The organism is Calidithermus chliarophilus DSM 9957 (assembly GCF_000430045.1).
GTDB lineage: Bacteria > Deinococcota > Deinococci > Deinococcales > Thermaceae > Calidithermus > Calidithermus chliarophilus.
On the sequence record NZ_KE387023.1, the window covers coordinates 134,961 to 161,402 of the forward strand.

At 70.8% G+C, this 26,442-nt stretch carries 20 protein-coding genes and 1 tRNA gene; 5 read left to right on the forward strand and 16 right to left on the reverse strand.

The features are described 5' to 3' along the window. Positions 1-202: 202 nt before the first annotated feature. From MEICH_RS26720 to moaA, 12 genes are all read right to left on the reverse strand, one after another. Complete coding sequence (locus tag MEICH_RS26720) at positions 203-2,485, reverse strand: PEGA domain-containing protein (protein ID WP_051303817.1); 2,283 nt, start codon at positions 2,483-2,485, stop codon at positions 203-205. 16 nt (positions 2,486-2,501) lie between these two features. Continuing rightward, the gene (locus tag MEICH_RS0100750; protein ID WP_157202539.1) at positions 2,502-3,284 is read right to left on the reverse strand and encodes a hypothetical protein; all 783 of its coding nucleotides are present in this window, start codon (positions 3,282-3,284) and stop codon (positions 2,502-2,504) included. Further along, positions 3,265-4,572, reverse strand: a complete 1,308-nt coding sequence (locus MEICH_RS0100755) for a CHASE2 domain-containing protein (protein WP_027891038.1) — start codon at positions 4,570-4,572, stop codon at positions 3,265-3,267. The genes MEICH_RS0100750 and MEICH_RS0100755 overlap by 20 nt, the downstream gene beginning before the upstream one ends. A gap of 6 nt (positions 4,573-4,578) precedes the next feature. Then, positions 4,579-6,030, reverse strand: coding sequence for a caspase family protein (locus MEICH_RS0100760; RefSeq protein WP_169730615.1), 1,452 nt, complete (start codon positions 6,028-6,030; stop codon positions 4,579-4,581). An 80-nt stretch (positions 6,031-6,110) separates the two neighbouring features. Further along, positions 6,111-8,465 (reverse strand): caspase family protein, encoded by a 2,355-nt coding sequence (locus MEICH_RS0100765; RefSeq protein ID WP_084542111.1) that lies wholly within the window; start codon positions 8,463-8,465, stop codon positions 6,111-6,113. Positions 8,466-8,896: 431 nt separating this feature from the next. Continuing rightward, positions 8,897-10,405, reverse strand: coding sequence for an AMP-binding protein (locus tag MEICH_RS0100770; protein ID WP_027891041.1), 1,509 nt, complete (start codon positions 10,403-10,405; stop codon positions 8,897-8,899). Further along, positions 10,402-11,307, reverse strand: coding sequence for a GNAT family N-acetyltransferase (locus tag MEICH_RS0100775; RefSeq protein ID WP_027891042.1), 906 nt, complete (start codon positions 11,305-11,307; stop codon positions 10,402-10,404). The genes MEICH_RS0100770 and MEICH_RS0100775 overlap by 4 nt, the downstream gene beginning before the upstream one ends. A gap of 16 nt (positions 11,308-11,323) precedes the next feature. Continuing rightward, positions 11,324-12,232 (reverse strand): diacylglycerol/polyprenol kinase family protein, encoded by a 909-nt coding sequence (locus MEICH_RS22900; protein ID WP_051303818.1) that lies wholly within the window; start codon positions 12,230-12,232, stop codon positions 11,324-11,326. A 325-nt stretch (positions 12,233-12,557) separates the two neighbouring features. After that, positions 12,558-13,667: a BtaA family protein gene (locus MEICH_RS0100785; protein ID WP_027891043.1), complete on the reverse strand. Its 1,110-nt coding sequence runs from the start codon at positions 13,665-13,667 to the stop codon at positions 12,558-12,560. Continuing rightward, the gene (locus MEICH_RS0100790) at positions 13,664-16,141 is read right to left on the reverse strand and encodes a PEP/pyruvate-binding domain-containing protein (RefSeq protein ID WP_027891044.1); all 2,478 of its coding nucleotides are present in this window, start codon (positions 16,139-16,141) and stop codon (positions 13,664-13,666) included. The genes MEICH_RS0100785 and MEICH_RS0100790 overlap by 4 nt, the downstream gene beginning before the upstream one ends. Next, the gene (locus MEICH_RS30395) at positions 16,138-16,965 is read right to left on the reverse strand and encodes a UbiA prenyltransferase family protein (RefSeq protein WP_027891045.1); all 828 of its coding nucleotides are present in this window, start codon (positions 16,963-16,965) and stop codon (positions 16,138-16,140) included. Before MEICH_RS30395 ends, MEICH_RS0100790 begins: the two co-directional genes overlap by 4 nt. A gap of 69 nt (positions 16,966-17,034) precedes the next feature. Continuing rightward, entirely contained in the window at positions 17,035-18,009 is a 975-nt protein-coding gene (moaA, locus tag MEICH_RS0100800; protein WP_027891046.1) for a GTP 3',8-cyclase MoaA, read from the reverse strand. Positions 18,010-18,356: 347 nt separating this feature from the next. Between moaA and MEICH_RS0100805 the strand changes: the two genes are divergently transcribed. After that, entirely contained in the window at positions 18,357-18,755 is a 399-nt protein-coding gene (locus tag MEICH_RS0100805) for a thiol-disulfide oxidoreductase DCC family protein (protein ID WP_027891047.1), read from the forward strand. Positions 18,756-18,972: 217 nt separating this feature from the next. Here MEICH_RS0100805 and MEICH_RS0100810 read toward each other — a convergent pair whose 3' ends face one another. Beyond that, the gene (locus MEICH_RS0100810) at positions 18,973-19,659 is read right to left on the reverse strand and encodes a hypothetical protein (protein WP_027891048.1); all 687 of its coding nucleotides are present in this window, start codon (positions 19,657-19,659) and stop codon (positions 18,973-18,975) included. A gap of 248 nt (positions 19,660-19,907) precedes the next feature. After that, a complete protein-coding gene (locus MEICH_RS0100815; protein WP_027891049.1) occupies positions 19,908-21,773 on the reverse strand; it encodes a peptidylprolyl isomerase in 1,866 nt (621 codons plus the stop codon). Positions 21,774-21,814: 41 nt separating this feature from the next. Between MEICH_RS0100815 and MEICH_RS0100820 the strand changes: the two genes are divergently transcribed. The 4 genes from MEICH_RS0100820 (at position 21,815) to MEICH_RS0100835 (ending at position 24,360) form a co-directional block, all read left to right on the forward strand. Next, positions 21,815-21,891, forward strand: a tRNA-Arg gene (locus MEICH_RS0100820). A gap of 238 nt (positions 21,892-22,129) precedes the next feature. Next, complete coding sequence (locus MEICH_RS0100825; RefSeq protein WP_027891050.1) at positions 22,130-23,287, forward strand: MFS transporter; 1,158 nt, start codon at positions 22,130-22,132, stop codon at positions 23,285-23,287. Further along, positions 23,287-23,805: a GNAT family N-acetyltransferase gene (locus MEICH_RS0100830; RefSeq protein ID WP_027891051.1), complete on the forward strand. Its 519-nt coding sequence runs from the start codon at positions 23,287-23,289 to the stop codon at positions 23,803-23,805. The genes MEICH_RS0100825 and MEICH_RS0100830 overlap by 1 nt, the downstream gene beginning before the upstream one ends. Positions 23,806-23,922: 117 nt before the next feature. Then, a complete protein-coding gene (locus MEICH_RS0100835) occupies positions 23,923-24,360 on the forward strand; it encodes a CBS domain-containing protein (RefSeq protein ID WP_027891052.1) in 438 nt (145 codons plus the stop codon). 40 nt (positions 24,361-24,400) lie between these two features. Here MEICH_RS0100835 and MEICH_RS0100840 read toward each other — a convergent pair whose 3' ends face one another. Beyond that, positions 24,401-24,754: a phage holin family protein gene (locus tag MEICH_RS0100840; RefSeq protein WP_027891053.1), complete on the reverse strand. Its 354-nt coding sequence runs from the start codon at positions 24,752-24,754 to the stop codon at positions 24,401-24,403. 127 nt (positions 24,755-24,881) lie between these two features. Then, positions 24,882-26,303: an alpha/beta hydrolase gene (locus tag MEICH_RS0100845; protein WP_027891054.1), complete on the reverse strand. Its 1,422-nt coding sequence runs from the start codon at positions 26,301-26,303 to the stop codon at positions 24,882-24,884. Positions 26,304-26,442: the final 139 nt, after the last annotated feature.

A 26,442-nucleotide genomic window follows, 5' to 3' on the forward strand; every position in this document is an offset into this window, starting at 1 on the left:
TGCGCCACCCCGCCCACCCCCTCCCGCGTGAGCCGCACACCCCGGCCGGGGCACGGCAGCAACCACCGAGCGGGTGTCCACTGGGGCGTGGGGCTGTAGTTGGCCTGCGGGGCGGGGCACAACCCCAGCGGATGATTTATCCCAACAAGGCGTTTGGCGTTCAGCTATCGGCGTTCGGCTATCGGCTATCGACCATCGACATTCACCTCACCCGCACCAGCGCAAAACTCGTCCCCGAGAACTGCTGCTGCGGCGTCTGCTTTCCGTCCGTGAGCTGCTGCACGCGGCGCACCACGTAGTCGAAGAGGCGGGCGGGGGTGACTTCGCCCCTCGAGTCCACGGCGTCGGCGGCCTTGCCGCTCAGGGCCTCGACGAGGGCGAGGGTGAAGGCCCCGTTGCCCCAGCGCTCGTCCTCGAGGGCGAACTCGCTGCCCGAGCTCGCGGCCATGATCATGCGGTCGCCCAGGGCGCTGGCGTTGAGGCCCTGGACCAAGGAGTTGGGGCTGCTGCTCTTGACGTCGCGCACGCCGATGGCGCCGCCCGAGTAGCAGGTGTCGATGAAGACCATGATGCGGCCCTGCACCCCGCGCATGAAGAACTCGAGGTCGCGCTGGGGGAGCGCGGTGGCCGAGAGGCGGTCGTACTTGGAGTCGTGCATGGGGATGTAGTAGTCGGGGCCGTCGTTGAAGCCGTGGCCGGAGAAGAAGAGGATGGTGGTGTCGTTCTTGCTCGAGGTCTTGCGGAAGGTGTCGAGGGCGAACTTGACGTCCTCGAGGCGGGCCTTCTCGTTGGTGAAGAGCTGGACCTCCACCTCGTCGTAGAGGCGGCCCTTCTGGCTCTGGAACAGCCGGGTGAAGTCGGCGGCGTCCTTGGCCGAGTAGCGCAGCGGCCGGATCACCGGGTCGCTGTAGCGGTCGATCCCCACCGCCAGGACGCGCAGGCGGCGGGCGACGGCCTGGGGCTGGGCGCGGGGTTTGTAGGTGACCTGCAGGGGCTGGGGCTCGCTGGGGGCGCCGCCCTTGGGGGTGACGATCACCGTCAGGAACACCACGCCCTCGGGGGTGCCGGGGGGCAGCCGCACGGTCACGTTGACGGTGCTGGCGGCCTGGGGGGCGATGTTGCGGGCCTCGAGCTTGGTCAGGGGCTGGCCGCCGGCGTCGAGCACCTCGATGTCGAGCGGGGCGCCCGAAGGGTTGAGGATGCGCAGGCTGAGGCTGAACTCCAGGCCCTCCACCTCGCTGCGGGGGGCGGGGGCCACCACCCGCACCACCGGGGCCTGGGCCACGGGCGCGGGGCCAGAGGCGGCGGCCTGGAGGGCGAGGCTGACGGTGCTGGTCTTGCCGGGCTGGAGCGCGACGGTCTGGGTCTTGGTCTGGTAGCCGGGGGCGCTCACCACCACGGTGGCGCTGGGGGTGTTCAGGCTGACCTTGAGCCCGCCCGGCGGGATGGCCCCGTAGGCCTGGCCGTTGACCGTGGCGGTGGCCCCGGGGGTGGGGCTCTGCACCACCAGCGTGGCGGGCTGGGGGGCCGCCGCCTGCAACGCCGCCGTGACCTGGGCGGTCTGGCCGGCCTGCACGGTGACGGTGGTCTTGTAGAGCCGGTAGCCGTCGCGGCGCACCTCGAGCGAGTACTTCCCGGGCTTGAGCTGGAGGGTGAGCGGGGTGGTGCCCACCGCCTTGCCGTCGAGGAGGACCTGGGCCCCGCTGGGGCTGGAGCGCACCGCCAGGGTGCCGGGGCGCTCGAGGCGGGCGAGGGTGGGGGCGAGGCGGGTGGTCTCCCCGGCCTTGACGGTGACGGCGACCTTGTAGGTCTGGTGGCCCTCGAGCCGCACCTCGACCTCGGCGCGGCCCGCCGCCAGGCTGAGGGTGAGGGGGGTGGTGCCGGCGAACTTGCCGTTGACGAAGACCTGCGCCCCCCTGGGCGTGGACTCCACCACCAACTTGCCGGTGGCGGCCTGGGGGGCGGGCGGGCCCCGGGCGGCAACGTACTCGGCCCCGCCCAGGCCGTAGTCGGCCTCGCCGAGCCCGGCGGCCAGGATCAGCACGCCCAGCGCCTCGCCGAGCTCCTGGGCGCCGCTGACCATCACCTCGCCGCGCTCGACGTCGGCGATCTCTTCCAGCGCGATGGGCCGGCGCGTGGCGAGCACCAGGATGGCGCTCTCCCCCTCGGGCTCGCCGACGGTGATGGCCCAGCTCGCCCCCTTGGGCGGGATCTGGAAGGTCTGGTTGGCCCGGGCGAGGTTGCGCTTGTCGAGGGCGTTGGGCAGGACGAGGTCGATGCTCTCGTCGGAGTTGACGTTGAAGACGTAGAGGTAGGCGTCCTTGGCGACGCGCACGAAGATCTGGCCGTTCTCCCCGATGCGGTAGGTGGGGACGGGCACCGCCGCGGTGGCCTTGTCGAGGCTGACCTGCACCGCCAGCCCCCCGAACTGCGCCAGGGCCAGGCCCCACCCCAGGCCCAGCAGCAGGACTAGCCAGCGTCTCATCCCCGCCTCCTCCGCCTCACGGCGCCGACCCGCCGAAGGCCGCGCGGATCTGGGCCTCGATCACCGCGGCCAGCTCGCGCTCCCCGGCGGCCAGCAGGTAGCTGTAGGCCGCGGGCGCGAAGCCGACCTGTTCGCTGAGCAGCAGCCGCAGGCCCTGCTCGCGGGGCTTCTGGGCGATGCCGTCGGCCTCGAGCGCCACCCACACCACGGGGGCGGCGTAGACCACCCCGCCGGGGCCCGCGACCTCGAGGCGCTGGGCGAAGCGCAGGGCGCTGGTGGGGAGGGTGAACACCCCCGTGGCCGCCTCCTGGCTGAAAAGCTCCTCGCCGCCCGCGCCCAGCAGCCGCACCCGCCGCCCGCCCGCGACGGGCAGGCGCAGCTCGGGCAGGGCGTAGTCGGTGGGCAGGTAGAGCGCGGGGGCGTCGCCGTTGCCCCGGCTGGTGGCCGGCTTGGCGAAGGCCCGCGCCGCCTCGTCCTTGCAGATGCCCACGTCCTTGCACGCCTCCGTCAGCCGCTGCCACAGGCTGGGGGAGGGGGCCAGTTGGAAGCAGGCGGTGGCCGCGCCCAGGTTGTACACCCGCACCCCGTAGGTCAGGCGGGCCTCGCCCCGCTCCACGCACAGCCGGTCGCCCGGCTGCAGGTCGAGGGTCAGGGGGCTGCCCCCGGCGCGCTCGTAGGTCTGGGCCACGCCGCCCTTGCGCTCGAGCCGGGCCTTGCCGTTGAGCTCGAGCTTGACCTGTGCCCCCAGCGCCAGGCCCAACACCGCCATCAACGCGACACTAATCCGCCGGTGCGTCATGCCCTTTCGCCCCCCTCCACACCTTGAGCCCCAGCAGGGCGAAGTGCATCGCCACGACCGGGAAGAGATAGTCGAGGAAATAGCCGAAGCGGTTGACGATGAACGCCCCCACCCAAAACAGCAGCCACACGATGATGGTGGGCTCCAAGAGCCCGTTGATCACCTTGCGGAACCTCGAGCGGCCCAGCAGCCCGTCGGTGATGGCGTAGGTGAGGAAGAGCGCGACGAAGACCAGGGTGGGGACCATGAACACCAGCAGCCAGCGGTTGAGCCCGGCGCTGAAGTGGCCGTAGGTGACCAGCGTCATGAGGGCGTTGACGTGGATGTCGATGCCCTGCAGCCCCGAGGAGGCCGCCCGCACCGGCACGAAGTGCTGGTCGGAGTCCAGCGGCCAGGTGCGGCCCAGCAGGAAGACGGCGCCCTCGGTGCTCTCGCTGCGCACCAGCCCCCCGCGCAGGAATTCGGCGGCGCTGATCACGGCGAGGCCCTTCCACAGCTGCTCCCCCTGGACGCCGCTGCCGAAGCGCCGGATCTCGCGGAAGACGATGCGCTCGCCCACCCCGAAGGGCCCCACGCTCAGGCGGCGGCAGGCCTCGAGGTCCTCCGGGCGGCTCAGGTCGCGCCCGACGCCCAGGCAGTACAGCGCCAGCGCCGCCGGCAGCGGCTGGCCGGGCTCGGCCTTGGGCACCCAGCGGGTCACGCCGTCGCTGTCGTAGAGCACGAAGGCGTTGACCGGGAAGATCTGCGGGTTGAGGCGGCCCATGGGCCGGCCCAGCACGCTGGGCTCGGGCACCTCGGCGTCGGAGAGGACCTCCGGGGAGCGGCCGTCGGCCAGCAGCAGCGGGTAGGGGAAGCGGGCGAGCACCCGCAGCAAGCGCTCGTCGCCCTCCGAGAGCGCGGCCTGCTCGTTGGAGCCGAAGGAGAGGTCGAAGTCGACGAGCACCCCGGCCGGGCGGTACTCCGCCACGCGCAGGAGCAGGTCGGCCATGCGGCCGCGGTGGAAGAGGTAGCCCTGCACCCTGAGCGCCTCGAGGCTCTGCCGGTCCACCTCGACGAGCACCACCGGGGGGAAGGCCTGGCGCGGGGGCGGGGCGTCCCAGCGGTAGACCACGCGGGTGAGCTGGTCGAGCGGGGCGTTCTGCTCGACGTCGACCAAGAACCCCAGCGGCCCCAGCAGGTCGTAGCGGTGGATGAGCTGCAGCGCCCCCATCACCAGCAGGATCAGCGCGGTGCGGTGCAGGGCCTTGCGGGCGACGGGGCTTTGCCAGAAGCGGGACAGCGGGCGCATCCGGACCTACTTCACCACTTCCACCACCACCTCGGCGGCGCCGTGCTCGAGCGCCGCCTGGCGGTTGCGGTCGGGGTCGGCGGCGGGGGGAGGGGGGTTCTGGGCGGCCGGGGGGGCCGCCACGCCGATGTTGCGGCTCATGGTGGCGGCGAGGTCGGGGAGCTGGCGGCCGGTGAAGTCGAGGGTCTTGAACTGGCCGCTGAGGCTGCCCGGCCCGGAGCGGTAGAGGTTGAGCGGGGCGGTGGTGACGATGGCGAGCACGCGGCTCGTGCCCGCCGGCTCGACGGCGCGGAAGTTGAAGCTGCCCACCTTGCGCCCCGGCACCTCGACGAGCTCGTTCTCCTCGACGCGGTTGTCGGAGTTGAACTCGTTGGGGAAGATCACCGTGAGCTTGCCGTCGGCGCCGAGGTCGATGAGGTTGAGGTAGCCGGCCTTGGAGCTCACCAGCCGGAAGCTCACCTCCTCCCCCAGCTTGTAGGTGCGGCTGGGCTTGTTGGCCGCGATTTCCACGCGGAACTGGCTGTTGCGCAGGATGCGGTCGAGGAGTTCGGCGGGGGTGGCGGCCTGTTCGACCGCGCCGGTGTAGGGCTGGGCCGGGGTGGCGGGCTGGTCCAGCTTGCCGAAGGCGTAGATGTCCTTGGCCAGCCAGGCCGGGGGGCCGTCGAGCTGGGGGGTGTGGGGCAGGTAGCGCTGCAAGCGGCTCACCGCCAGGCGGATGGCGTCGGCGCTGCGGTCGCGCAGTTGCAGGAAGGAGAGGTTGGCCCCCTGCTGCATCACCAGGTTGTAGAGCGCCTGGGTGAAGGCGCTGCCCTGCCCCACCGCCAGCGCCCCCAGCGCCACCTCGTTCTGCGCGGCGGCGCTGAGGCTGATGACGCGGGGGCCGGCCTTGTCCTGTTCGACGCCGATGGAGCGCACGTTGGCGGGCTTGGCGCAATTGGGCTGCTGGGCGGGCTTGGGCCACAGCTTGCCCTCGATCTCCCCGAACAGGGCCGACTTGGTGGCGGTGCCGCTGAAGCAGCTATCCAGGATCACCCAGATCTCGCTGGCCGCCACCTTCTGCAGCAGCCCGTCTATCTCGTCGTCGCTGACCACCCGCCCGTCCTGCCCCACGATGGCCTCGTCGCAGCCGTCGTCCTCGTCGCCGTTGAGGTCGCGCAGTTGGGTGCCGTGGCCGCTGAAGTAGAAGATGGCGCGGTCGCCGGCCTTGGTGCCCCTCACCAGCCACTCGTCGGCGGCCTTGAGGATGCCCTCGCGGGTGGCCTCGCGGTCCTTGAGCAGCCGGACCTGCGCGGGCTGGAAGCCGAGCTTGAGGGCCACCTGGCGCATGAGCTCGAGGTCGCGGTCGGGGCCGGGGAGGGGCTTCTCGTACTCGCGGATGCCGATGATCAGGGCCCGGTCCTCGGCCAGGGCCGCACTCGCCAACGCCAGCGCCAACACCGCCAATGCCCATCGCCTCATACGCCCAGCCTCCTGTAATGCGCTCGTGCAGCCCATTGTGGGCCGCCCACGGTTAATCCGGCGTTACACGTTCGCTGCCATTATCGCACCCGGGCCACCGGGAAGTCCTCCCCCACGAAGCGCTGCTGGGGGATCTGCTGGTTCTGGGTCAGCTCGCGCACCCGGCGGCTGACGTAGGCGAAGAGCTGGCTCGAGGTCACCATCCCGCTGCTGTCGGCGGCGCCGCCCTCGAGCGCCTCCAGCAGCGCCTTGGTGAAGGCCCCGTTGCCCCAGTCGGGCTTCTCGAGCGCCGGCTGCCCGCCCCGCGAGGCCGCCATCACCAGCCGGTCGCCCGAGCCGGCCGCCAGGCTCTGCACGAAGCGGTCGGGGTCGGGGTTGTTGCTGCGCCCGCCCACCACCGCCCCCGAGTAGCAGGTGTCGATGAAGACCATCACCCGGCCGCGGGCCTTGCTCACGAAGTCCTCCACGTCCGACTGGCGCAGCGAGTCGCTCTCGAGGTCGCTCAGGCGGCTGTTGTACATGGGGATGAGGTAGACCTGCCCGTCGTTGAAGCCGTGGCCGGAGAAGAAGAGCACGGTGGTGTCGGCCTCGCCGGCGTTTCGGCGGAACTCGCCCAGCGTGCTCTTGACCTTCGACAGCAGGGCGTCCTTGCCCAGCAGCCGCACCACCTGCACCTCGTCGTAGGCGCGGCCCTTCTGCCGCTCGAAGACCCGCGCGAGGTCGGAGGCGTCCTTCTCGGCGAGGCCCAGGGGGCGGATGTTGGGGTCTTCGTACTTGTTGATCCCCACCACCATCACCCGCAGCCGCTTGAGCACGGCCTGGGGCTGGGAGGGGCGGGCGGGCTGGTAGTTGACGGTGGCGTAGAGGGTCTGGGGGACGCCGCCCCTGGGCGTGACCACGATGGTGAGCTGCACGACCCCCGGCGGGGTGTCGGGCGGCAGGCGGAAGTTGTAGGTGCGGGTCTCGGAGGCCGCCACCCCCACGTTGCGGGCCTCGATCTTGGTGAGGGTTCGCCCGGTGCTCGCGTCGACGAGCTCGATGTCGAGGGGCACCCCCGAGGGGTTGGCGATGCGCAGCACCACCGAGAAGTCGAGGCTGTCGATCTCGCGGCTGGGCGGGGAGATGAGGGCCACGGTGGGGGCCGCGGCGACGGGGGGCGGGCCGGGCTGGGGTTGCGGTTGGGGTTGCGGTTGGGGCTGCGGCTGGGCGGCGGCCGCCTGGGTCAGGCGGGCCTCCACGGCCTGGACCCCGCCCGCCGGGACCGTCACGCTCACCTCCTCGCTCGCGTAGCCCTGTAGCCGCAGGGTGAAGCGGTAGGTGCCGGGCTCGAGGCCCTCCAGCGTCAGGGGGGTGGTGCCCAGCACCTTGCCGTCGCGCAGCACGGTAGCCCCGCTGGGGGTGCTGGTGATGCGGACCCCGCCCTTCTGCGGCTCGGGCGGGCCGGCCTGCACCGCGCCGGCCCGGAACACCGCCGTAGGGGCCACCCAGGTGAAAACCTGCGTGCCGGAGGCGGCCACCAGCCCCGTCCCCGAGGGCAGGAAGGCCAGGGCGGCCACGTCGCGCGGGTCGCCCCAGGCCGGGAGCAGCTTGCGGCTGGCGACCTCGAGCAACTGCACCCCTGCCCCCCGCACCGCCACCCCCACGTAGGCCCCGCCCGGCGCGAAGGCGAGGGCCTGCACCCCGCCGGGGGCCCGCGCCGCGCTGTTCTGGCTGAAGGCGTTGGCCGGGTGGAGGTAGACCAGCCCGTTCTCCAGGCTGTAGGCCAGCCGCTGCCCTGCCGGGTCGAAGGCCACCCCAGAAACCGGGACCCCCTCGCTCTTGGAGGCCAGGGAAGCCCCCTTGGCCGCGTCCCACAGCCGCACCGTTCCGTCCCTCGAGCCCGACAGCAGCACGCTGCTCCCCGGCTTGAAGGCCAGGCCGCGCACCTCGCCGCTGTGGCCCTGGAGCTGCGCGACGGCCTCGGCCCCGCCCTGCCGGAGCTGGAACACCTGGATGCGCCCGTTGTCGGTGCCCACCGCCAGCAGGCCGCCGCTGGCCGCCAGCGAGCGCACCCGCCCCTGGGTCCGCAGCACCTGCTGCTCGGAGGCGCTCCTGGTCTCGAGCACGCGCACGCTCTGGTCGTCGGAGCCGGTGAAGAGCAGGCTCCCGTCGGGGCTGAAGGCCACCGCCGTCACCGAGTCGGCGTGCGCCCCGATGGTCTTCTGCAGCTTGCCCGAGACCCCCGCCCACAGCTTGCCGGTCTCGTCCACCGAGCCCGTGGCGATGAGCCCGTCGGCGCTCACCGCCAGCGCCAGTACCGGGCGCAGGTGGGCCCCCCACGACCCCGCCTTGAACACCCCCAGGTTCAGGGCAGCATTCTGCGCCCGGGACGAGGGCAACCCCCAGGCCAACACGGCTACGGCGAATAAAAAGCCCAATACCCCTGCGCCACGCATCCCGGACCTCCGACCCGGTCTCCGAACCCACGCCCCGCGAAATGCCGAACCCCTTAAGTGTAGTGCAATTCACCCCCTGCAGCGATTCCGGCGCCGCAGCCGGGTGCTACCCGCAATAGGCGGTCGTCCGTGACAAGCGGTCAGCGGTCAGCGAAAGGCTAGTGGCTCGTGGCGACCCCTCCCCAACCCTCCCCGCACGCGGGGAGGGGGTATCCCCCCCAGCCCCCCTTGTTAAGGGGGGTGAAGAAAAGGCGTTTAGCGTTTGGCGTTTGGCGTTTAGCGTTTAGCGTTTGGCGTTTGGCGTTTGGCGTTTGGCGTTTGGCGTTTGGCGTTTGGCGTTTGGCGTTCGGCGTTTTGCGTTTGGCGTTTGGCGTACGACGTAGGACGTACAACGCACGACCCGCGCCCGGCTATCGGCCACCGACCATCGACTATCGACGTTCCCGGCACATCTCCCGCAGCTTCGGATAGTCCACCTTGGTGGCGAGCCTCGAGTCCAGCGGGATCCGTGCGACCGAGCGCACCTCGTGCAGGCCGGCCCACTCGAGCGCCCCCGCCAGGCCCGCCTCGTCCGGCGTGCCGCGCCACTCCACGAACAGCACCCGCCGCTCCCCGCAGCCCGCCAGCGCCGCCCGCTCCACGCCGGGGAAGAACTGGGCCGCCACCTCCACGGCGAAGGGGTAGAGGTCGCCCGCGCGGGCCGAGCAGCGCCCCAGCAGCCACAGCCGACCCTGCGCGTCGAAGTAGCCCGCGTCGCCGGTGCGGTGCCAGACGGTGCCGGTGGCCGGGTCGCGCCACTTGGTCTCGGCGTCGCCCACGCCCCCCACGTAGCCCTCCAGCACGTGGCCCCCGCTCACCACGATCTCGCCGGGCTCCCCCGGCGGCAGGGCGCCGGCCAGGAGTTCGGCCTCGCAGGCGTAGGGCAGCGGCTGGCCGAAGCGGTCGGGGAGCACCCGCAGCCGCACCTGGGGCACCGGGAGTCCGGCGACCAGGCCCCCGCCCCGGCGCATGTGCCCGAGGTCGGCCTCCCCGACCCCCGCCCAGTCCTGGTGGGCCATCGGCTCGGCTTCGGTGGAGCCGTAGACCAGCGTGGGCCGGGCCTGGGGGGCGGCTTCGCGCAGGCGCTCGAGCACCTGCGGCCACACCGGCCCCCCGCCGATGAACACCCGCCGGAAGGGCAGCCGCCGGCCCCGCGCCAGGGCCCCCCGCACCAGCTTGTCGAGGTAGGCGGGCGTGGCGGCCAGCACCTCGGCGGGGTGGGCCTCGAGCTGCCGCAGCACCCGCTCGGGCCGCAGCCTGGGGGGCTGGGTGGCGTGGGGCAGCAGCGCGGTCCCGCCCGAGGCCAGCACGGTGAGGGCCACGATGGGCAGGGTGCACAGCTCGAGCTCGCCCTTCGCCCCCAACAGGTCCTGCAGCGCCGCGTGCTGGGCCAGCAGGAAGCCGTGGGTGCGCTCGGCGGCCTTGGGCTTGCCGGTGGAGCCTGAGGTGAAGGTGACGAGCGCGGGGGCGGAGGGCTCGAGGGGGAGGAGCCCAGGGGCATCCCCCCTGGCCGGGCGGGTCGCCAGCAGCTTGAGCGGCACCCGGCGGAAGCCCGGCGAGAGCGGCCACAGCAGGAAGGCTTTGGGGACCCCGATCAGGGCCCTGGGCCGGGCCAGCCCCAGGGCGTGTTCGAAGGCGGGCCGCCCCAGGCCGGGGTCCACGAACACCACCACCGCCCCCAGCGACCACAGCGCGGCCAGGGTCAGGTAGAGCTGCCCGCTCATCGGCACCAGCACCAGCACCCGGTCGCCCTGGCCGATGCCCCTCGCCCGCAGGTGCGCCGCCAGCCCCGCCGCCCGCGCCACGAGCTCCCCGTAGCTCAGCGTGCCCCCCTCCTCGAGGATGGCGGGCTTGTCGGGGTGGGCACGGGCGCGCTCGAGCAGCAGTTCGACGAGGTTCATAGTTCGCGTGCGAACAGCGCGTAGCGCCGGATCACCCGCCCGTGGCCCTGCAGGTTGGTCGAGCGGTTGGACTCCCACATCAGCGCGTGGATCACGCGCCGGAAGCCCGCCCCGAAGGCCTGGCGGTAGAAGCACTCGGCCAGCCAGCGCCCCAGGCCCGCGTACTCCCGCCCCGGCGCGATGGCGAGGGTCTTGGCGAGGAGGGTTCCAGGCTGGGTGGGGTCGGGCAGGCTCAGCAGGAAGCCCACCGTGCGGCCCCCGTCCTCGGCGATCCAGACCCACTCCGGCGGCACCCTGCTCACCAGCGGGCGGTAGAGGGCCTCGAAGGAGGGCCAGTCCAGCGGGCTGAACAGCGGGTTACCCACGAAAGCCGCGTTGGAGAGGGCGTGGATGCCGCGCAGATCGGCCTCGAGCGTCTGGGGCGCGGGGTGGCGCAGGCCGAGCCGGGCGAAGCGGGCCTCGAGCTCCGCCGCCCGGGGGTCGGGGACGTGGACGGTGTGCAGCGTCGAGCGGTAGGTCTGCCAGGCCGTGAAGCCCGCCTCCCGCGCCCAGCCGGCGTACTCGAGCGGGTTGCGCGGCTCGAGCAGGAAGGGCGGCTCGTCCGAGGTCTCGACCACCCAGCGGTAGCCGAACCAGGTGCTCCCGTCCAGCGGGGCCACCGCCCGCACGCAGCCCTGCTGCCTCAGGCGCTCGCAGGCCGCCCGCAGCAGGCGCACCCCGCTCTCCCGGCCTACTGCGGCGAAATGCCCGATGGCCCCCAGCCCGCCCTGGCCCCACAAGCCGGCCCGGGCCACCAACACCCCCTCCTGCACCACGCCCAGGTAAGCCGGGGCCGGAGGAAGGGGCTCGAAGGGCGGCAAACCGGGGTGCGGCGGGTAATCCAGGCCTGAAACGATCTGCATGGCGCGTCTCCTGCGTTCAACCTTTGGCCCCGGGCTTGCGCATGGGCGCGGGCCAGCGGAAGGTCCAGCCGTACCACCAGCCCCACAGCCCCGCCAGCGCCCCCAGCCCCAGCATCCCCGGCCAGCCCAGCCACACCAGCCCCAGCAAAGCCCCCAGGATCAGCGCCACCCGCGCCGGGGCGTTGCGCTCGGAGCGGGTCATGGTCCAGGCCACCAGGCCCGCCAGCACCACCGCCAGCAAGGCCATGAGGGCCAGCTCGCCCAGCCCCGGCTGCTGCTGCAAGACGCCCAGGCTGATCACCGGGACCAGCAGGTTATCCAGCCCCTCCACCGAGACCCCCTCCATCAGCGTGCTCACGCTGGCGACGAGCAGCGCGTAGAGGCTGGCCTCGAGCACGCCCTTCTCGAAGAGCAGGTAGCCGTAGCCCAGCCCGAAGGCCACCAGGAAGAACATCAGGCTGCCCTCGAGGCTCTTGTACCGCCCCTCGGTGCCGTAGCGCACACGCCCGTACGCCACCCCCACCAGCGCCGCCAGCCCGTCGGCGAAGGTCAGCACCAGCAGCGGCAGGTAGTACTCGACCGGGTTGTGGGCGAAGGCGAAGAGCAGCGCGATGCTCAGCAGGAAGTACACCTCGCCCCACCCCTGCCGCTCCACCGAGCTCAGCACGCTCCCCAGCACCGCCCTCGCCGAGCGCAGGAAGCGCAGCGCCACCATGGTCAGGACCGCCACGCCACACACCCACAGCACGGGCTCGAGGTTGCCCCACCCGAACAACCGGGGAAAGGCCAGCGCGATCACCCCCACCCCGATGTGCATGACCTTGCGCGCCACCTCCGCGTGCGGCTGCACCCGCCGCTGCCAGAGCTTGACCCCCACCAGCAAAGCCCCCAGCGCGAGCATGACGGCGAAGGCGGTCCAGGTCATGGGCGGCCTCTGGCGGCGAGGGACAGCCGAACGCCGGACGCCCGACGCCGATAGCCGAACGCCGATAGCCGAACGCCAAACGCCTTGTTGGGATAAATCATCCACTGGGGTTGTACCCAGCCCGACAGCCGACTACAGCCCCACTTCCCCGTGGAAGGGCGCCCGACCCGCGGGCCCGTCCCCGGCCGTGAATCGGTGGCTTGCTCGTGGGGGGTGGTGGGGGTGTCGGGGGTGGCAGGGGGGCGGGGGGCGAACCCCGCCCCCATACACCCCTGACGGCGGAGCGATCCCCGCCAAACCAAAGCACCAAGCCCCGCCCTCTCCCTCATTTCCGCTCCTCAATCACCAACCGGGAGTAGAAGAACGCCTTGTCCTGCCGGTGCAACCGCTCGGCCTCCTCGAGCCTCGGCTCCAGCAGGTGCGCCAACGACTCCGGCCGGCTGCGCGGCACGATCATGTTCCAGTACACCAGCCGCCCGCCCGGCCTCAGGTGCGCCGCCAGCGCCCCCAGCAGAGCCTCGGTCGCCTCCTCCGACATGTACTCGAAGACGTCGGAGAGGTTGGCCCGGTCGAAGCCCTCGGGGTGCTGGGCGAGGTAGTCCTCGAGGCTCAGCCGCTCCCAGCTCAGCCGGTCGAGGTTGGCCCGGATGGTGGCGAAGTGCTCGGGCCGCAGGTACAGCGGCAAAACCGAGTCGTGGCGGCCGAGCAGGATCCAGTGGAGGTAGGGGTTGTGGGCGGGCTCGAGCTCGGTGAGGGCGTGGCGGGCGCGGGCCTTGACCTGCGCCGAGACGCTGCCCTCGGCGTGGTAGAAGAAGGCCGGGTCGCGCCCCAGGCGGCCCATCACGAAGCGCGAGAAGAAGAGCTTCATGAGCAGCCGGTAGCGCCCTGTGTTGAAGTGCCGCTCGAAGAAGGCCACCCGCTCAGCCTCGGGCTTGGGCGTGAGCAGCTCGCGCACCCTGGCCCCTGAGAGCAGGAAGGGCAGCACGAAGCGGCGGAAGAGCGCGAAGTAGCGCTCGAACTTGCCCAGCCTGCCGATGCCCTCCTCCACCGGCTGCGCGTCCCAGAAGCGCCGGGCCTCCGGCGAGAGCAAGGGGCGGCAGCGCTGGTAGAGCCCTCGCCGCCGCGCGCTGGGCACCGAGCCGACGAGCTCGAGCAGCTCGGGGTGTTCGAGCGCCCGGAAAGCCGCCACCCGCAGCTCGAGGCAGTGAATCTGCGGCGCGCTCAGGTCGAGGGCCACCACGCTGGCGGGGTTCTGGGTGAGCATCGCCAGGGCGTTGTCGCCCGCCGAGGCGATGGAGAGGCAGCGGTCGCCGGGCCGGATCCGGAGGGCCTCGAGCAGCACGTCGGCGTCCTCCCAGACCTGGGCGTAGCGGATGCGCGAGAAGTCGGCCTTGGCCTGCACCTCGCTGCGGGGCCGCCCTAAGCGGCGGATCACGGGCTCACCTCCGCCTTCAACAGCCGCACCGTGCCCGCGCTGCCGTCGAGCTCGACCTCGTCGCCGTCGCGCAGCCAGCGGGTGGCCCCGCCCAGGCCCACCACGCAGGGGATGCCCAGCTCCCGCGCCACGATGGCCGAGTGCGACAGCAGGCTGCCCCGCTCGACGATCAGGCCCCGCGCCAGCGGCAGGACCAGGATCCAGCCGGGGTCGGTGCGGGGAGCGACCAGGATGGCGGGTTCTTCGAGCCGCGCCGCGCGGGGGTCGAGGATCACCCGCACCCTGCCCCGCACGCGCCCCGGCGAGCAGGCCAGGCCCTCGCGGAGGTCGGCCGCCTGCCCCTCGGCCTCCTGGCCCACCGGCTCGGCCTCGTACACGCTCCCCAGGCTGCGGAAGCGGCCGGGCGGCTCGCCCGCGGCCCGGTGGCGCTCGAACTCGGCCTTGCGCAGCGCGACCAGGCCCCGCAGGTCGAGGCTGACGGCGGTGCCCTCGGCGTAGCCCAGGATCTCTTCGACCGTCAGGTAGAACACGTCGCCCTCGTGCTCGAGCCGCCCCATCTCCCGCAAGCGCTGCCCCATCGCCCGGAACAGGCGGCGGGCCTCGCCGAAGACCCGGGTGCGCTCGAAGCGCAGGTTCTCCCGGCCCCGCACCCGCGCCCGCGCCTCGCGCAGCACGTAGGCGAAGATCCGGCGCCGCCACCCCGAGAGCTGCCCCAGCGCCCGCGCCTCGGCGGCCCGGCGGCGGGCCTCGGCCTCGCGGAGGGGGGGCTCGGGGGTGCGGGCCAGCTGCGCGACCGTCCGGGCCAGCAGTTCGGGCTGGTCGGTGAGGGTGGGGCTTTCGAGCTTGAGCTCGTCCAGGCAGCGGTCGCCGAAGCGCTCGAGGTAGGCCCGGAACTCGCGCCCCAGCTCGGGGTGCTCGTGCAGCGCGGAGGCGGGGTCGGCCTCGAGGCGGCCGATCAGCCCCGGGTTCCCCCGCACCAGCGCGGCCATGGCCTGCAAGCGCTGGGCGGGCTCCGCGCTGACCATGCCCCCCTCCCCCGCCACCAGGTCGTTGTGCAACGCGCCCTCCTCGCCCAGCCAGCGCTGGCCCAGGCGGCGCAGCAGGCCGTAGAAGACCATGCAGAAGAAGTCGTTGATCAGGGGCGCGTCCCAGCGGTTGAGCAGGCTGGCCTCGAGCCGCCGGTAGCGCCGGGCCAGGCCCACGAAGTCCAGGCGCGAGAGGTCGGCCTTGTCGAGCGCGGCCTCCAGGCGGGCGTAGAAGGCCCGCTCGTAGCGGGGGAGCAGGAGGTAGCTGGTGAGGAGCCCCAGCACGGTCCGGGCCAGGTAGAGCGCGTCCTGGGCCCTCGAGCGGCTCACCTCCACCCGCAGGCCCTCGGGCATCCCCTCGGCCACGCCCATCATCTGCTCCATGAAGCCCCGGTTGACCGAGAAGCCCGGCAGCAGGGCCAGCGCCTTGTACCAGTGGCTGAGGTTGTAGTACACCCGCCCCTTCACCAGCCCGATCATGCCGTCGAAGACGTGGCCGTTGGCCTCGATGAGGCCCTGCGGCACCCCGAACAGGCGCACCAGGCGGCGGTAGACCTGCCGGTAGGCCCGGCTGGCGAAGGAGAAGGTGAGGGGGGTGGTCACGCCGCTGTAGCTCTCGATGATGTTGGAGTTGTCCCACCAAGTGGGCTCGCCCGCCTCTGGTTGCGCCGCGGGCAGCGTGGTGATGGGGCGCGACTGGAGCAGGTAGAGCCTGCCGCCCTGCATCGCCCACTCGATGTCCTGGGGGCTGCCGAAGTGGGCCTCGCAGCGCAACGCCAGCGCGGCGACCTCGAGCGCCCCCTCCCGGCTGAGCAAAGCCCCCTCGGGCATCTCTACCGCCCCGTCCTGCACGCGGTAGGTCTGGCCCTCCGCCTCGCCCGAGACCAGCTTGTCGCCCAGCCCCGCCACCGCCGCGATCACGCAGGCCCTCGAGCCGTCCAGCGGGTCGCGGCTGAAGCAGACCCCGGCCACCTCCGCCGGCACCATGGCCTGCACCAGCACCGCCGGGGGCTTACCGCCCGGCGGCAGGCCCCGCGCCTCGCGGTAGGCCCGGCTGCGCTCGCCGAAGCCCGAAGCCCACACCTTCACCACGAACTCGGGCACCTGCTCGCGGGGCACGCTCAGGAAGGACTCGAACTGCCCGGCGAAGGAGTGCCCCGGTGCGTCCTCGTCGGCGGCGGAGGAGCGCACCGCGTAGGACCCGGCCTCGGGGAGGGCCCCCAGCAGCGCCTTCGCCAGGCCGGGCTCGAGCCGCAGGCCCTCGAACAGCGCTTCGAACCGCCCGGCCTCGAGGAGCTCGAGCTGCCGCGGGCCCAGGCTGCGGGCGAAGGCCTCGGGCGTCACGACCACGAAGGGCGGGACGGGGAAGCCCTCGAGCCGGCTCAGGGCCCAGGCCTTGCCGCCTAAGCTCGAGCGTTCTGCGGGGGAATCCGGGGGAATGAGCTTCATAAGCGGAGTGCCAGCGCGAGATACAGCACGACCACCCACAGCGCGGAGATAGCACTGATTGTAGACAGCCCGCGCTCAGGACGCTGGTATATCTGCAAAATCGCTAGCAAAAGACCGGCCAGCGCGAAAAAGGGCCAAGCTCGCCCGCTGGCCCAGGCCGCCGCCATCGCCCCCGCCGTCGCCACCCCGGCCCACACCGCCAGTGCCCGCCGCCAGCCCCACAGGGCGCTGTAGGTCTGGACCCCGGCCTCTTCCTCCTGAGGCAGCCGGATCTTGCGGCCCAGCTCCATCAGCGCCCCGGCGCAGAGGCTCAGTGCCACCAGCCCCGGCACCCCTTCGGCCCGCAGGCCGCCCCACAGCCCCACGAAGACCTGCATCAGCGGCACGACGAGCAGGTGGCTCAGCAGGTAGGCCACCGGGCGGGCCACCAGCCAGCGGTGGGCGAAGAACTCCTTGCCCATCAGCGCCATGTAGGCCCACACCAGCGCCAGCATGGGCAGCGCCGACGGCATGAGCCAGGCGCACAGCAGGGCTTGCAACGCCGCGGCCCCCAGGCCCAGCCAGGCCAGCTCGCCCAGGCGGATCAGGCCCCGCGCCACCGGGCGGTAGGGGCGGTGGGCCAGGTCGTCGCGGTAGTCCTTGAACTCGTCGAGGACGCGCAGTTGCAGGTAGAGCAGCAGGCTGACGAGGCTCACGGCGAGGTAGGGCAGCCAGCCGGGGAAATCGCCCGCGTAGCGCAGCACGCAAAAGCTGGTGACGAGCACCAGCGGCGCGTACTGGGCCAGGGGGAAGCGCTCGCGTTGGTAAGTGAGCCAGCGCTGCATTGGAGGTGATTATGAGGGGTCGGGGTACAGCGGGGCTACAGGAAAATTACTCAGCACGCCCGGGCCGTTTCAGCCGCCGATGCCCACCATCACCCGCTCGCGCAGCGTCGGCAGGGTGTTGCCGAAGGCGGGCTTGCGGTCGGTGGCGATGAGGATGGCGTCCACGAGGGCCTCGAGCGGGTTGGGCGCTTCGAAGGCCCAAGCGATGTCCATCTCGAGGTCGGTGAGCAGGCAGGGCCGCAGCTTCTTGTCGGAGGTCAGGCGCAGGCGCGAGCAGTTGGAGCAGAAGGGCTCCATCACCGGGTTGATGAAGCCGACCGTGCCCACCGCGCCGGGGATCCGGTAGAGCCGCGCCGGGGCGCTGGGGTCGTCCTCGAGCTTCTCCAGCGGGCCGAAGTGCCGCTCGATGACGGTCTTGGTCTCGCTCCCGGCGATGAAGCGCTGCCGGTAGAGTTCGGGGTTGGAGTTATCGAGGTGCATGTACTCGAGGAAGCGCACGTGCAGCGGCTTGTCCAGCGAAAGCAAGGCCAGGGGGATCACCTCGCCCTCGTTCATGCCCCTGATCATCACCGCGTTGAGCTTGACGGGCCCCAAGCCCAGCTCAAAGGCGGTCTCGATGGCCTCCCAGACGCGCCGGACGTCGCCCCCGCGGGTCATGGTGCGGAAGACCTCGGGGGTCACCGAGTCCATGGAGAGGTTCATGCGCTTGAGGCCAGCGTCCTTGAGCTCCTTGGCCTTGCGCTTGAAGAGCATGCCGTTGGTGGTGATGGCGATGTCCTCGATGCCCAGCTCGCGGGCCGCCGCGATCATCTCGGGCAGCTCCTTGCGCACCAGCGGCTCCCCGCCGGTAAAGCGCACCGACTCGAGGCCCAGCAGCCGCATGGCCCCCAGGAAGTTGCGCACGTCCTCGACGCTAATGGTGCCGGGCGGCTCGGTCATCTCCCAATCCAGCGGGTGACAGTACAGGCAGTGCAGGTTGCAACGCGGCGTCACCGACAGGCGCAAATCCTTGATGAGGCGGCCATAGTTATCGAATAGTTTCATGCCGGTCGCTCCCTGGGTCGTGTCGCATGATACTGCAACACGCTCAGCTTAGGGGGTTGGGGGGGTTACAAATATCCCGTGAGGGGGTTGATGGTCGATGGTCGATGGTCGATAGCTGATAGCCGATAGCCAAACGCAAAACGCGGGTCGTACGTCGTACGCAAGACGCAAAACGCAAGGCGCCTTGTTCCCCCCTTAGCAAGGGGGGCTAGGGGGGATATTCCTTCCCCGCCCGCGGGCAGGGCCGGGGAGGTTGAACCACGAGCCGCGAGCCACGAGCCTCAGGCTTCCCACCCTCTACCCCTCGAGCCACTTTTCCACGCCCCAAACCGCGCTAAGCTCGAGCCATGGAGACCATCGTGCTCTTCGACGGGGTGTGCAACCTCTGCAACGGCACGGTGCGGTTCATCCTCGAGCGCGACCCGCGGGGGCGGTTCCGCTTCGCTGCGCAGCAGTCGGAGGCGGGGCAGGAGCTCTTGCGCGAGCACGGGCTGCTCGAGCGGGGCGGCCTGGCCGACAGCGTGGTGGTGCTGGAAGGGGGGCGGGTGTACCTCGAGTCCGACGCGGCCTTGCACATCCTCCGCCGGCTGGGCGGGGTCTGGCGGCTGGCTTATGCCCTGTGGGTCATCCCCAAGCCGCTGCGGGACAGGGTGTACCGGCTCGTCGCCCGGCACCGCTACCGCATCTTCGGCAGGCGGGAGCAGTGCATGGTGCCTACGCCCGAGCTGAAACGGCGCTTTTTGTAGGGTTTATACCGGATTCAAAAAGATAATCATCCGATCCGAAGAGCCCCAGAGGCTATCTTTTTGAACCCTAGAGCACACCCCTCCCCGGCGGCCGGCGAAGAAAGCGTATCCCTTCCAAGGGGCGCTACCGCCCTCCGCCACGCGGATAACTTCGGTCGGCCGCCCCGCCAAGGCGGGGCGGCGTCACCGAACGGTGACGGACCAACCGAATCTGGTATTATTTATCCTTGGGCTCAGGGCCGCCCAGGCGGCTCTTGAGGAAGAGCATGAGGTCCTCGAGCTGCGCCCGCAGGGCCCGCTGTTCGCGGATGAGGGCCTCGATGCGGTCTTCGGGGGCGCTGAAGGTGAGGGTTTTGTACAGCAGGGTGGTGTTGCCGCACTTGGGGCAGGGCAGCCCGGAGGCCGAGACGCCGGGGGCGTAGAAGAGGCGGGTGTTGTCGCGGGGGCACAGCAGGTACTTCGCCCCCACCGCCTCGCCCTTGCGGATGGCCTCGGCGAGGTCGCGGGCCTCGTTGCGGCTGAAGCCCAGGAAGAAGTCCCCGCCGATCTCCTCCACCCCGCCCACCATCTCGCGGGTGGCGGTGAGGTCGGCCTTGAAGCCGCGGGGGGCCACCCAACTGATGCCGTTCCACTTGAAGTGGCGCAGGTGGCGGCGGCGGCTCTTGTCCTCCACCTCGACGATGAGGGTGACCTCGGGGTCTTTGGGGTAGTAGAAGAAGCGCACGGCGTTGACCCCCTCGAGCCCGTTGTCCTTGGGCAGGCTGTAGGAGAGGGGGCCGTCGCTGCGGCCGGGGAAGCCGACGAGCTCTTGCAGGTCGTAGAGGGTCAGGCCGGGGTGCTCGAGGTCGCCCTCGAGGATCGCCCGGACCTTCTCAAAAGCCCGGTCCAGCCCGGCATCCACCATGAGGCCAGTCTAGCATGGGCTCTAGGGGGCCTGATACTGGATTCGGTCAGCCCGGCGCCGGACGGCGGCGGGCTTGCAGGGCCGAAGGGAGTGCTCTGGGATCCCAAAAGATAGCCTCCGGGGCTCTTTGGTTCGGGTGATCATCTTTCTGGACCTGTTTTTGAACCCGGTATGAAAGGACGAAACACCCCGGGGGCGACGAAAAAGGGCGGCCCGGAGGCCGCCCAAAGGGTCGCCGAGCGAAGCGCTCAGGGCTTGGCGGGCGTGGCGGGCTTCTCTTCGGGTTTAGGGGCGGTCTGGCCGCCGGGCTGCTTGGGGTCGGCGGGCTTTTCTTCCTTCTTGGCCGGGGGCGGGGTGAGCTGCTTGAGCACCTCCTGCAGCTTGTTCTCCACCTTGGCCGTCTTCTTCAGGCTCTCGACCCACTTGCTGCCCGCCTCGACCTTCTTGGTGCGGATCACGTTGTCGCGGGCCTCCTGGGCCACCTCGGCGAAGGGCTTGACCCGTTCGGGGGTGCGGGCCTTGATCAGGAGAACCTGGAAGCTGCCGTCCTCGAGCTTGACCACCTCGCTGACCTCGCCCAGGCTGCTCTTGGGGAAGGTGGCCTTGGTCTCGAAGACCAGTTTGTTGGAGACGGGGGGCAGGGTGCCGGAGGTCACCACGCCGTAGTCCTGCACGTTGCCGCCCTGGGCCTTGGCGAGGTCCTCGAGCTTGCCGCCCTTGAGCGCCGCCGCGCGGAAGGCCTTGGCCTTGGCCTCCTGGTCCTTGGTGAAGTTGACGACGGTGACGGTGGCGGTGGCGGGCTCGGTGAAGAGGATCTTGTTCTCGTTGTAGTACTTGCGGGCTTCCTCGTCGGTGGCGGTGACGCCGCGTGCCTGGTAGCTCTCGGCCTGCTGCACGATGGAGTCCTTGGTGCCGAAGAAGGGCTGGCCCATCTTCTTGGCCTCGGCCAGCACCACCTCGCGGGTGATGAGCTGGTCGAGGGTCTGCGGCAGGAAGAACTGAACGGCCAGGTCGCCCAGGCCCTGCGCGACGAAGTTGGGGAACTGCGGGTTGGCGAAGGCCGGCTGCAGCACCTGCGAGAGCTTGATCTCGCTGTCGCCCACCTTAGCCACCACGGGGTCGCTGAGCTTGATGCTGGAGCCCTTGGCCGGCTCGACCTTGGCCTTGGCCCGCACCTCCTCGATGTAGCGCTCGAGCGCCCCCTCCTTGAGCAGGTTCTTCACGTCCTCGGTCACGCGGTCCTTGACCTCCTCGAAGGAGGACTCGCCCGCCGGGAGGTACTGCTCGACCTTGACGATGTAGTAGCGGCCCGCCGACTCGACGGGCTGGGTGATGCCGCCCTGCTTGAGCTTGAACACGGCCTCGCCCACGGCGGTCGGGAAGATCACCTTGGTCACCGGCTTGGGCTCGCTCTTGCCGGTCTCGGCGCCCAGCGCGCCCGACTGGTCGGCGCCCACCTTCGAGTTCTTCTTGGCCAGCTCGGCGAAGTCGGCGCCGGCCTTGGCCTCCTCGTAGAGCTTCTGGGCGGTGGCCTTGTCGTCGACGACGATCTGGCGGGCGATGACCCGCTCGTCGTTGCGGTAGGTGGTCTTGTTGAGCTCGTAGAAGAGCTTGAGCTGCTCCTCGGTGGGCTTAATGTCGCCCTGCACCTGCTCGATGCGCTTGTTGATGCGGATCTGGTCGCGCAGCTCGTTGCGCACCTGGGTCTCGGTGTAGCCGATGCGCTGCAGGGTCTCCTGCCACTGCTTGTCGCTGGTGATGCCCAGTTGTTGCTTGATGCGCTCGAGCTCCTTACGCAGCTCGTTGCTGGAGACGCGGATGCGCGAGGCGTCCTGGGTCACGGCCTGGTAGAGCACGAGGTTGTTGTAGAAGTTCTGCTCGGCCAGGACCTTGAGCACGCCCTCCTGGTCGGCGGTAGCCGAGAGCACCTGATCGCTGGAGCGGAAGCGCACCAGCTCGGTCTCGTAGATCGGCTTGCCGTTGACGGTGAGCTCGACCTTGCCCTTAGCCTGTTGCTGGCCCTGCGGGGTGAACAGCAGGATGGCCCCGATGGCGAAAGCCACCACGAGCAATCCGAAGATGACGGCGACGACCCTTTTACTGATTCCAAACACTTGACTGCCTCCTTGAGCGGTGCTACCCTACATTTCTGCGTGCGCCCGTAGCTCAGCTGGATAGAGCGTTGGCCTCCGGAGCCAAAGGTCACAGGTTCGAGTCCTGTCGGGCGCGCCACTTCTTTTTAATCGCCCTTGCTTAGGTCCGGATTAGCGTGGTCGAGCGAGGCCGCATGCAGTACCGCAACCTCCGGGATTGTAGCACAAACCCTCGGGGCCTGATGCCGCCCCCCGAGCGCGAGGAATTGCCTCCTTGAACGGGCAATTCCTCCGTGCCAATTTCACCCGGGGCCGCCAGCCTAGAATAGTCCCTTGTTGACAATCCGCCTCCCCCACCGGGGGGTATGCTCGGCGGCATGTTGCCCTTGCTGCTCTCCTGGCTTCACGCCACCAACGACCTCTTCGGGGCCTTCCTCACCCCGCTGCTGCCCAAGCTGCAGGCCGCCTTCGGGGTGAGCTACGGGACGGTGTCGGTGCTGGTGGCGGTGTACTCCCTCACCAGCAGCCTGCTGCAGCCCGTGGCGGGCCTCATCGCCGACCGCTTCGACCGCCGCCTGCTGGCCGCGCTGGGCCCGGTGCTGGTGGCGCTGGGCGGGGGCCTGATGGGCTTCTTCCCCACCCCTTTGGCCCTGGCGGTGGCTTTGGGCGTCTCGGGGCTGGGCTCAGCGCTGTTCCACGCCGCCGGCGCGGCGCTGGTGGGGCAGTACGCCAGCCCGGAGCGGCGGGGCTTCTGGCTGAGCACCTTCGGCTCAGGGGGCTACCTGGGCCTCTCGCTCGGGCCCATCGTCTCGCTGGGGGTGGTCAACGCGGGCGGGCTCCAGGCGCTGGCCTGGCTGATCCCCGTCGTGCTGGTCCCGGCCTTCCTGCTGCTGCGGCAGGCCCCGCCCGCCGCCGTGAAGGGCAAGCCCTCGAGCTTCACCGACCTGGCGCGGGTCTTCCGCGGCCAGGTGGCCCGGCTGTGGGCGGTCTCGACGCTGCGCAGCATCACCTTCATGAGCTTCTCCACCACCATCCCCTTCTGGTTCGCCCAGCGCGGGCTCTCCGACGCCCAGACCGCGCTGGCGCTGTCGGTGTACAGCTTCTCGGCCACCGCCGGAGCCTTCTTAGGCGGCACCCTCTCCGACCGCTTCGGGCGGCGCAACGTGCTGGTGGGAACCATGGCCTTCGCCATCCCGCTCTACGTGGGGCTGCTCAGCCTCCCGCCCGAGAGCCTGTTCTACGTGCCGCTGCTGGCCGTGACCGGCGCCCTGATGAACGCGGGGATCCCGGTGGCGGTGGTGATGGCGCAGGAGCACGAGCCCACCCAGATGGCCACCGTCTCCGGGCTGCTGATGGGCTTCACCTGGGGCTTCGCCGGGCTGCTGTACGGGGTGGTGGGGCCGATCATCGAGCGGGTGGGGGTCATCCCGAGCCTCGCCGCGCTGGGCCTGCTGCTGGTGCCCGCGCTCACCCTCTCGCTGGCGGTGCGGGAGGCGAAACCCCGCGGCACCCCGGCGCGGAGCCCCAACGCCTGATGGTCGTCCTCGAGACCCGCCGCCTGCTCCTGCGGCACCTCGAGCCCCGCGACGCGCCCGCCCTGCTCGCGGTCTTCGGCAACCCCGAGGTGATGCGCTTCAGCGACCACGGGGTGCGCGACCTGCCCTGGGTCGAGGGCTGGCTGGCGGGGTGCCTCGAGAGCTACCGCCAGCGGGGCTTCGGCCCGTACGCGGTGGTCGGGCGGGAGAGCGGCGAGGTGGTCGGGTACTGCGGGCTCACCCATCACCCCGACCTGGGGGGAAGGCCCGAGGTGGCGCTGGGCTACCGCCTGGCGCGCTCGAGGTGGGGACGGGGCTACGCCAGCGAGGCGGTCACGGCGCTCCTGGCCTACGCGCTCCATACCCTACGGCTGCGGCGCGTGGTCGCCCAGATCGACCCGCACAACCTGGCCTCGGTCCGCGTGGCCGAGAAGGCAGGGATGCGCTACGAGCGCGACCTGCTGCTCGAGGGCTACACCCACCCCGACCGCCTCTACGTCGTCACCGCCCCGTCCTGAGCCCCGCCGCCCCAGGCTTTGCTAAACTGGGAAGCACCAAAAGCCTGAGATCGCGCGTCGTCCCAGAGGCCACGGCCTCCCGTCGCCCGCCCCGCTCAGGCAGAGGAGGTTTTGGGTATGACCTCGAGCGTGCGGCAACTCATCCTGGCCAAAGGCAACCGGGTCCACACCATCAGCCCCGACGCTACCGTGTTCGAGGCGCTCGAGCGCATGGCGATGTACGACATCGGGGCGCTGGTGGTGATGGAGGACGAGCGGGTGGTGGGCATCTTCTCCGAGCGCGACTACGCCCGCAAGGTGGTGCTGGTGGGCCGGGTCTCGCGCGAGACCAAGGTGCGGGAGATCATGACCGACGAGGTCATCACGGTCAGCCCCGACACCACCGTGGGCGAGTGCATGGCGCTCATGACCGGCAAGCGCATCCGCCACCTGCCGGTGCTCGAGGGGGGGAACCTGGTGGGCCTGATCTCCATCGGCGACGTGGTCAAGGCCATCATGAGCGAGCAGGAGTTGATGATCGCCGAGCTCGAGTCCTACATCACGGGCTCGCGTTAGGCCTGAAAGACCGCGCCGGAGGGTCCGGGGTGCCCGCAGGCTACCGCTTGTCCCCGAAGACCAGGTTGAGGAAGTAGCTCACGACCGTCAGGAGCACCGCCCCGACTAAGGCCGAGATGAACCCCCCGACGTCGAGCGAGGTGAAGGCCGCGACGATCATCAGCACCACGGCGTTGATCACCAGCGTGAACAGCCCCAGCGTCAGGAGGTTGATGGGCAGCGTCAGCAGCAGCAGGATGGGCCGGATAAAGGTGTTGACCAGGCCCAGCACCAGCCCTGCCAGCAGGTAATCCCCCAGGCCGCTGCCCGGGGCGAACCTCACCCCGCCGTACACCGAGCTGACGACCCACAAGGCCACCGTGTTGACGATCAGGCGAATCAGGAGGTTGCGCATGGATCTTAGGGTAATACGGGGTGGCGGGGCGGGCGCAATGGGTGTCGGGTAAAGGCTGATGGGGAGGGGGATCGGGTGTCGGGCAGCCCGTGGCCCGTGCAAAGCCTGGGCCATAGCCCGGATAGCCCTAAGGCACCTTGAACCACGGCCTGAGTTGCTCCGTACAGGCGGCATCGGGCCGGGCAGACGGGTCGCTCAGGAAAGCCCTGATGACAGAGTGCCCGCACTCGCTGCCCAGTCCTGCCCCGTGCGACTGGCCCGGCAACTCGAAGGCGTAGGCGTTGGACAGTCCCTCGGCAGCCAGCGCGAGCCAGCGTGGGGGGGTCACCGGGTCGAACTGGCCCGCTAGCAGCAGGGTAGGCACGTCGCTTTTCACCGGGCTGTTCTCCTCGCCGCTCGGCTGGGTCAGGCCCCAGGCCCGGCACGCGGCGAAGCCCCGCTCGCTCGAGACGCCGGGCCTAGTGCCCAGTGAGCCCCGCCAGCGGGGGAACTCGGCATAAGCCGCCCGCAGTCCCTCGAGGCTGCTGTAGGCCATCTCGCCCCGGCACTCGTGGGCGAAGAAGGCCCCGACAGTGATGACCCCAGAAACGATCTGAAGAAACCGCCAGACGGTCGAACGGGCCAGGGCCGCCGTCTGGCCCTCGCGCAGGGCGTAGACCAGGCTCGGCAGCTCGGCGATGGTCAGGGGGCTATAGAGGGAGAGGAGGACGAGTGACTGGAATCCGCCACCGTCGATTTGGACGGTAGAACTGCCATAGGGCACGGTGAGGGGCTGGCGGTTGAGCCGGTCATAGACCTCGGCGTGGGCCTGCTCGAGGTCGGGGTAGGCCGCCTGGCACCGCGCGTCGGCACGACAGGCGGCCAGCACGCCCAGGAAAGCCTCCTCGACGGCACGGACGGTCTCGACGGGGCGGTCTACCTGCGGCGGGATCACCGCGTCGAGCACCACCGCCCGCAGGGCACCGGGGAAGCGGCGCATGACCTCGAGCGCCAGCCGGGTGCCGTAGGAGCCCCCGACCAGGTTGATCTTCCCATAGCCCAGCGCCCGGCGGACATCCTCCACGTCGGCGGCGCTCTCGGTGGCGTTGTAGGCGGAAAGGTCGACGCCCGCCGCGCGCAGCCGCCGCCCGCAGGCCTCGAGGGCCCGCAACGCCTCCTCCGCCTCCTCGCCGCCGGGGAAGCTCGGGCTCGAGCCCGCGTATTCTTCGGTACAGTCCAGGGCAGGCTGCGACCGCCCCACCCCGCGCTGGTCGAAGGTCACGAAGTCGCGGTCGTCGAACAACCCTGCCAGGACGGTGTACATCGCGGCATGCTCCCCCGGCCCGCCCGCCAGGAAAAACACCGGATCGGGCGCCTTTCCAGGGGAGCGGTTCTCCACCACGTAAACGGACAGCCGGATGGTCCGGACAGGGTTGGCCCGGTTCTCCGGAACCCGCACGTAGCCGCAACGCGTAGCCCGGATCCCCTTTGGGCAAGGGACGGCCTCGAAGGCGGGGGCTTGGGCGAGGGCTCCGGTTGCCAGGATCACGAACAGCAGGGTCAACCACATCCGGTTCGGCATGATGAGTCCTCTCGGGCGGCGCAGCACTGCACACGCCGCCACCGGCCCGGCGTGGGATGGAGTATGTCCAGCAGCCGGCTATTTAGAGAGGAATTCTAGTCGAATTCTAGAAGAAAATAAAGGGGGT

What these genes read in the sequence shown, in the direction of transcription:
- MEICH_RS26720 (WP_051303817.1), bottom strand. Translation starts at nt 2,485, where the DNA reads ATGAGACGCTGGCTAGTCCTGCTGCTGGGCCTGGGGTGGGGCCTGGCC.
- MEICH_RS0100750 (WP_157202539.1), bottom strand. Translation starts at nt 3,284, where the DNA reads ATGACGCACCGGCGGATTAGTGTCGCGTTGATGGCGGTGTTGGGCCTG.
- MEICH_RS0100755 (WP_027891038.1), bottom strand. Translation starts at nt 4,572, where the DNA reads ATGCGCCCGCTGTCCCGCTTCTGGCAAAGCCCCGTCGCCCGCAAGGCC.
- MEICH_RS0100760 (WP_169730615.1), bottom strand. Translation starts at nt 6,030, where the DNA reads ATGAGGCGATGGGCATTGGCGGTGTTGGCGCTGGCGTTGGCGAGTGCG.
- MEICH_RS0100765 (WP_084542111.1), bottom strand. Translation starts at nt 8,465, where the DNA reads ATGCGTGGCGCAGGGGTATTGGGCTTTTTATTCGCCGTAGCCGTGTTG.
- MEICH_RS0100770 (WP_027891041.1), bottom strand. Translation starts at nt 10,405, where the DNA reads ATGAACCTCGTCGAACTGCTGCTCGAGCGCGCCCGTGCCCACCCCGAC.
- MEICH_RS0100775 (WP_027891042.1), bottom strand. Translation starts at nt 11,307, where the DNA reads ATGCAGATCGTTTCAGGCCTGGATTACCCGCCGCACCCCGGTTTGCCG.
- MEICH_RS22900 (WP_051303818.1), bottom strand. Translation starts at nt 12,232, where the DNA reads ATGACCTGGACCGCCTTCGCCGTCATGCTCGCGCTGGGGGCTTTGCTG.
- MEICH_RS0100790 (WP_027891044.1), bottom strand. Translation starts at nt 16,141, where the DNA reads ATGAAGCTCATTCCCCCGGATTCCCCCGCAGAACGCTCGAGCTTAGGC.
- MEICH_RS30395 (WP_027891045.1), bottom strand. Translation starts at nt 16,965, where the DNA reads ATGCAGCGCTGGCTCACTTACCAACGCGAGCGCTTCCCCCTGGCCCAG.
- moaA (WP_027891046.1), bottom strand. Translation starts at nt 18,009, where the DNA reads ATGAAACTATTCGATAACTATGGCCGCCTCATCAAGGATTTGCGCCTG.
- MEICH_RS0100805 (WP_027891047.1), top strand. Translation starts at nt 18,357, where the DNA reads ATGGAGACCATCGTGCTCTTCGACGGGGTGTGCAACCTCTGCAACGGC.
- MEICH_RS0100810 (WP_027891048.1), bottom strand. Translation starts at nt 19,659, where the DNA reads ATGGTGGATGCCGGGCTGGACCGGGCTTTTGAGAAGGTCCGGGCGATC.
- MEICH_RS0100825 (WP_027891050.1), top strand. Translation starts at nt 22,130, where the DNA reads ATGTTGCCCTTGCTGCTCTCCTGGCTTCACGCCACCAACGACCTCTTC.
- MEICH_RS0100830 (WP_027891051.1), top strand. Translation starts at nt 23,287, where the DNA reads ATGGTCGTCCTCGAGACCCGCCGCCTGCTCCTGCGGCACCTCGAGCCC.
- MEICH_RS0100835 (WP_027891052.1), top strand. Translation starts at nt 23,923, where the DNA reads ATGACCTCGAGCGTGCGGCAACTCATCCTGGCCAAAGGCAACCGGGTC.
- MEICH_RS0100840 (WP_027891053.1), bottom strand. Translation starts at nt 24,754, where the DNA reads ATGCGCAACCTCCTGATTCGCCTGATCGTCAACACGGTGGCCTTGTGG.
- MEICH_RS0100845 (WP_027891054.1), bottom strand. Translation starts at nt 26,303, where the DNA reads ATGTGGTTGACCCTGCTGTTCGTGATCCTGGCAACCGGAGCCCTCGCC.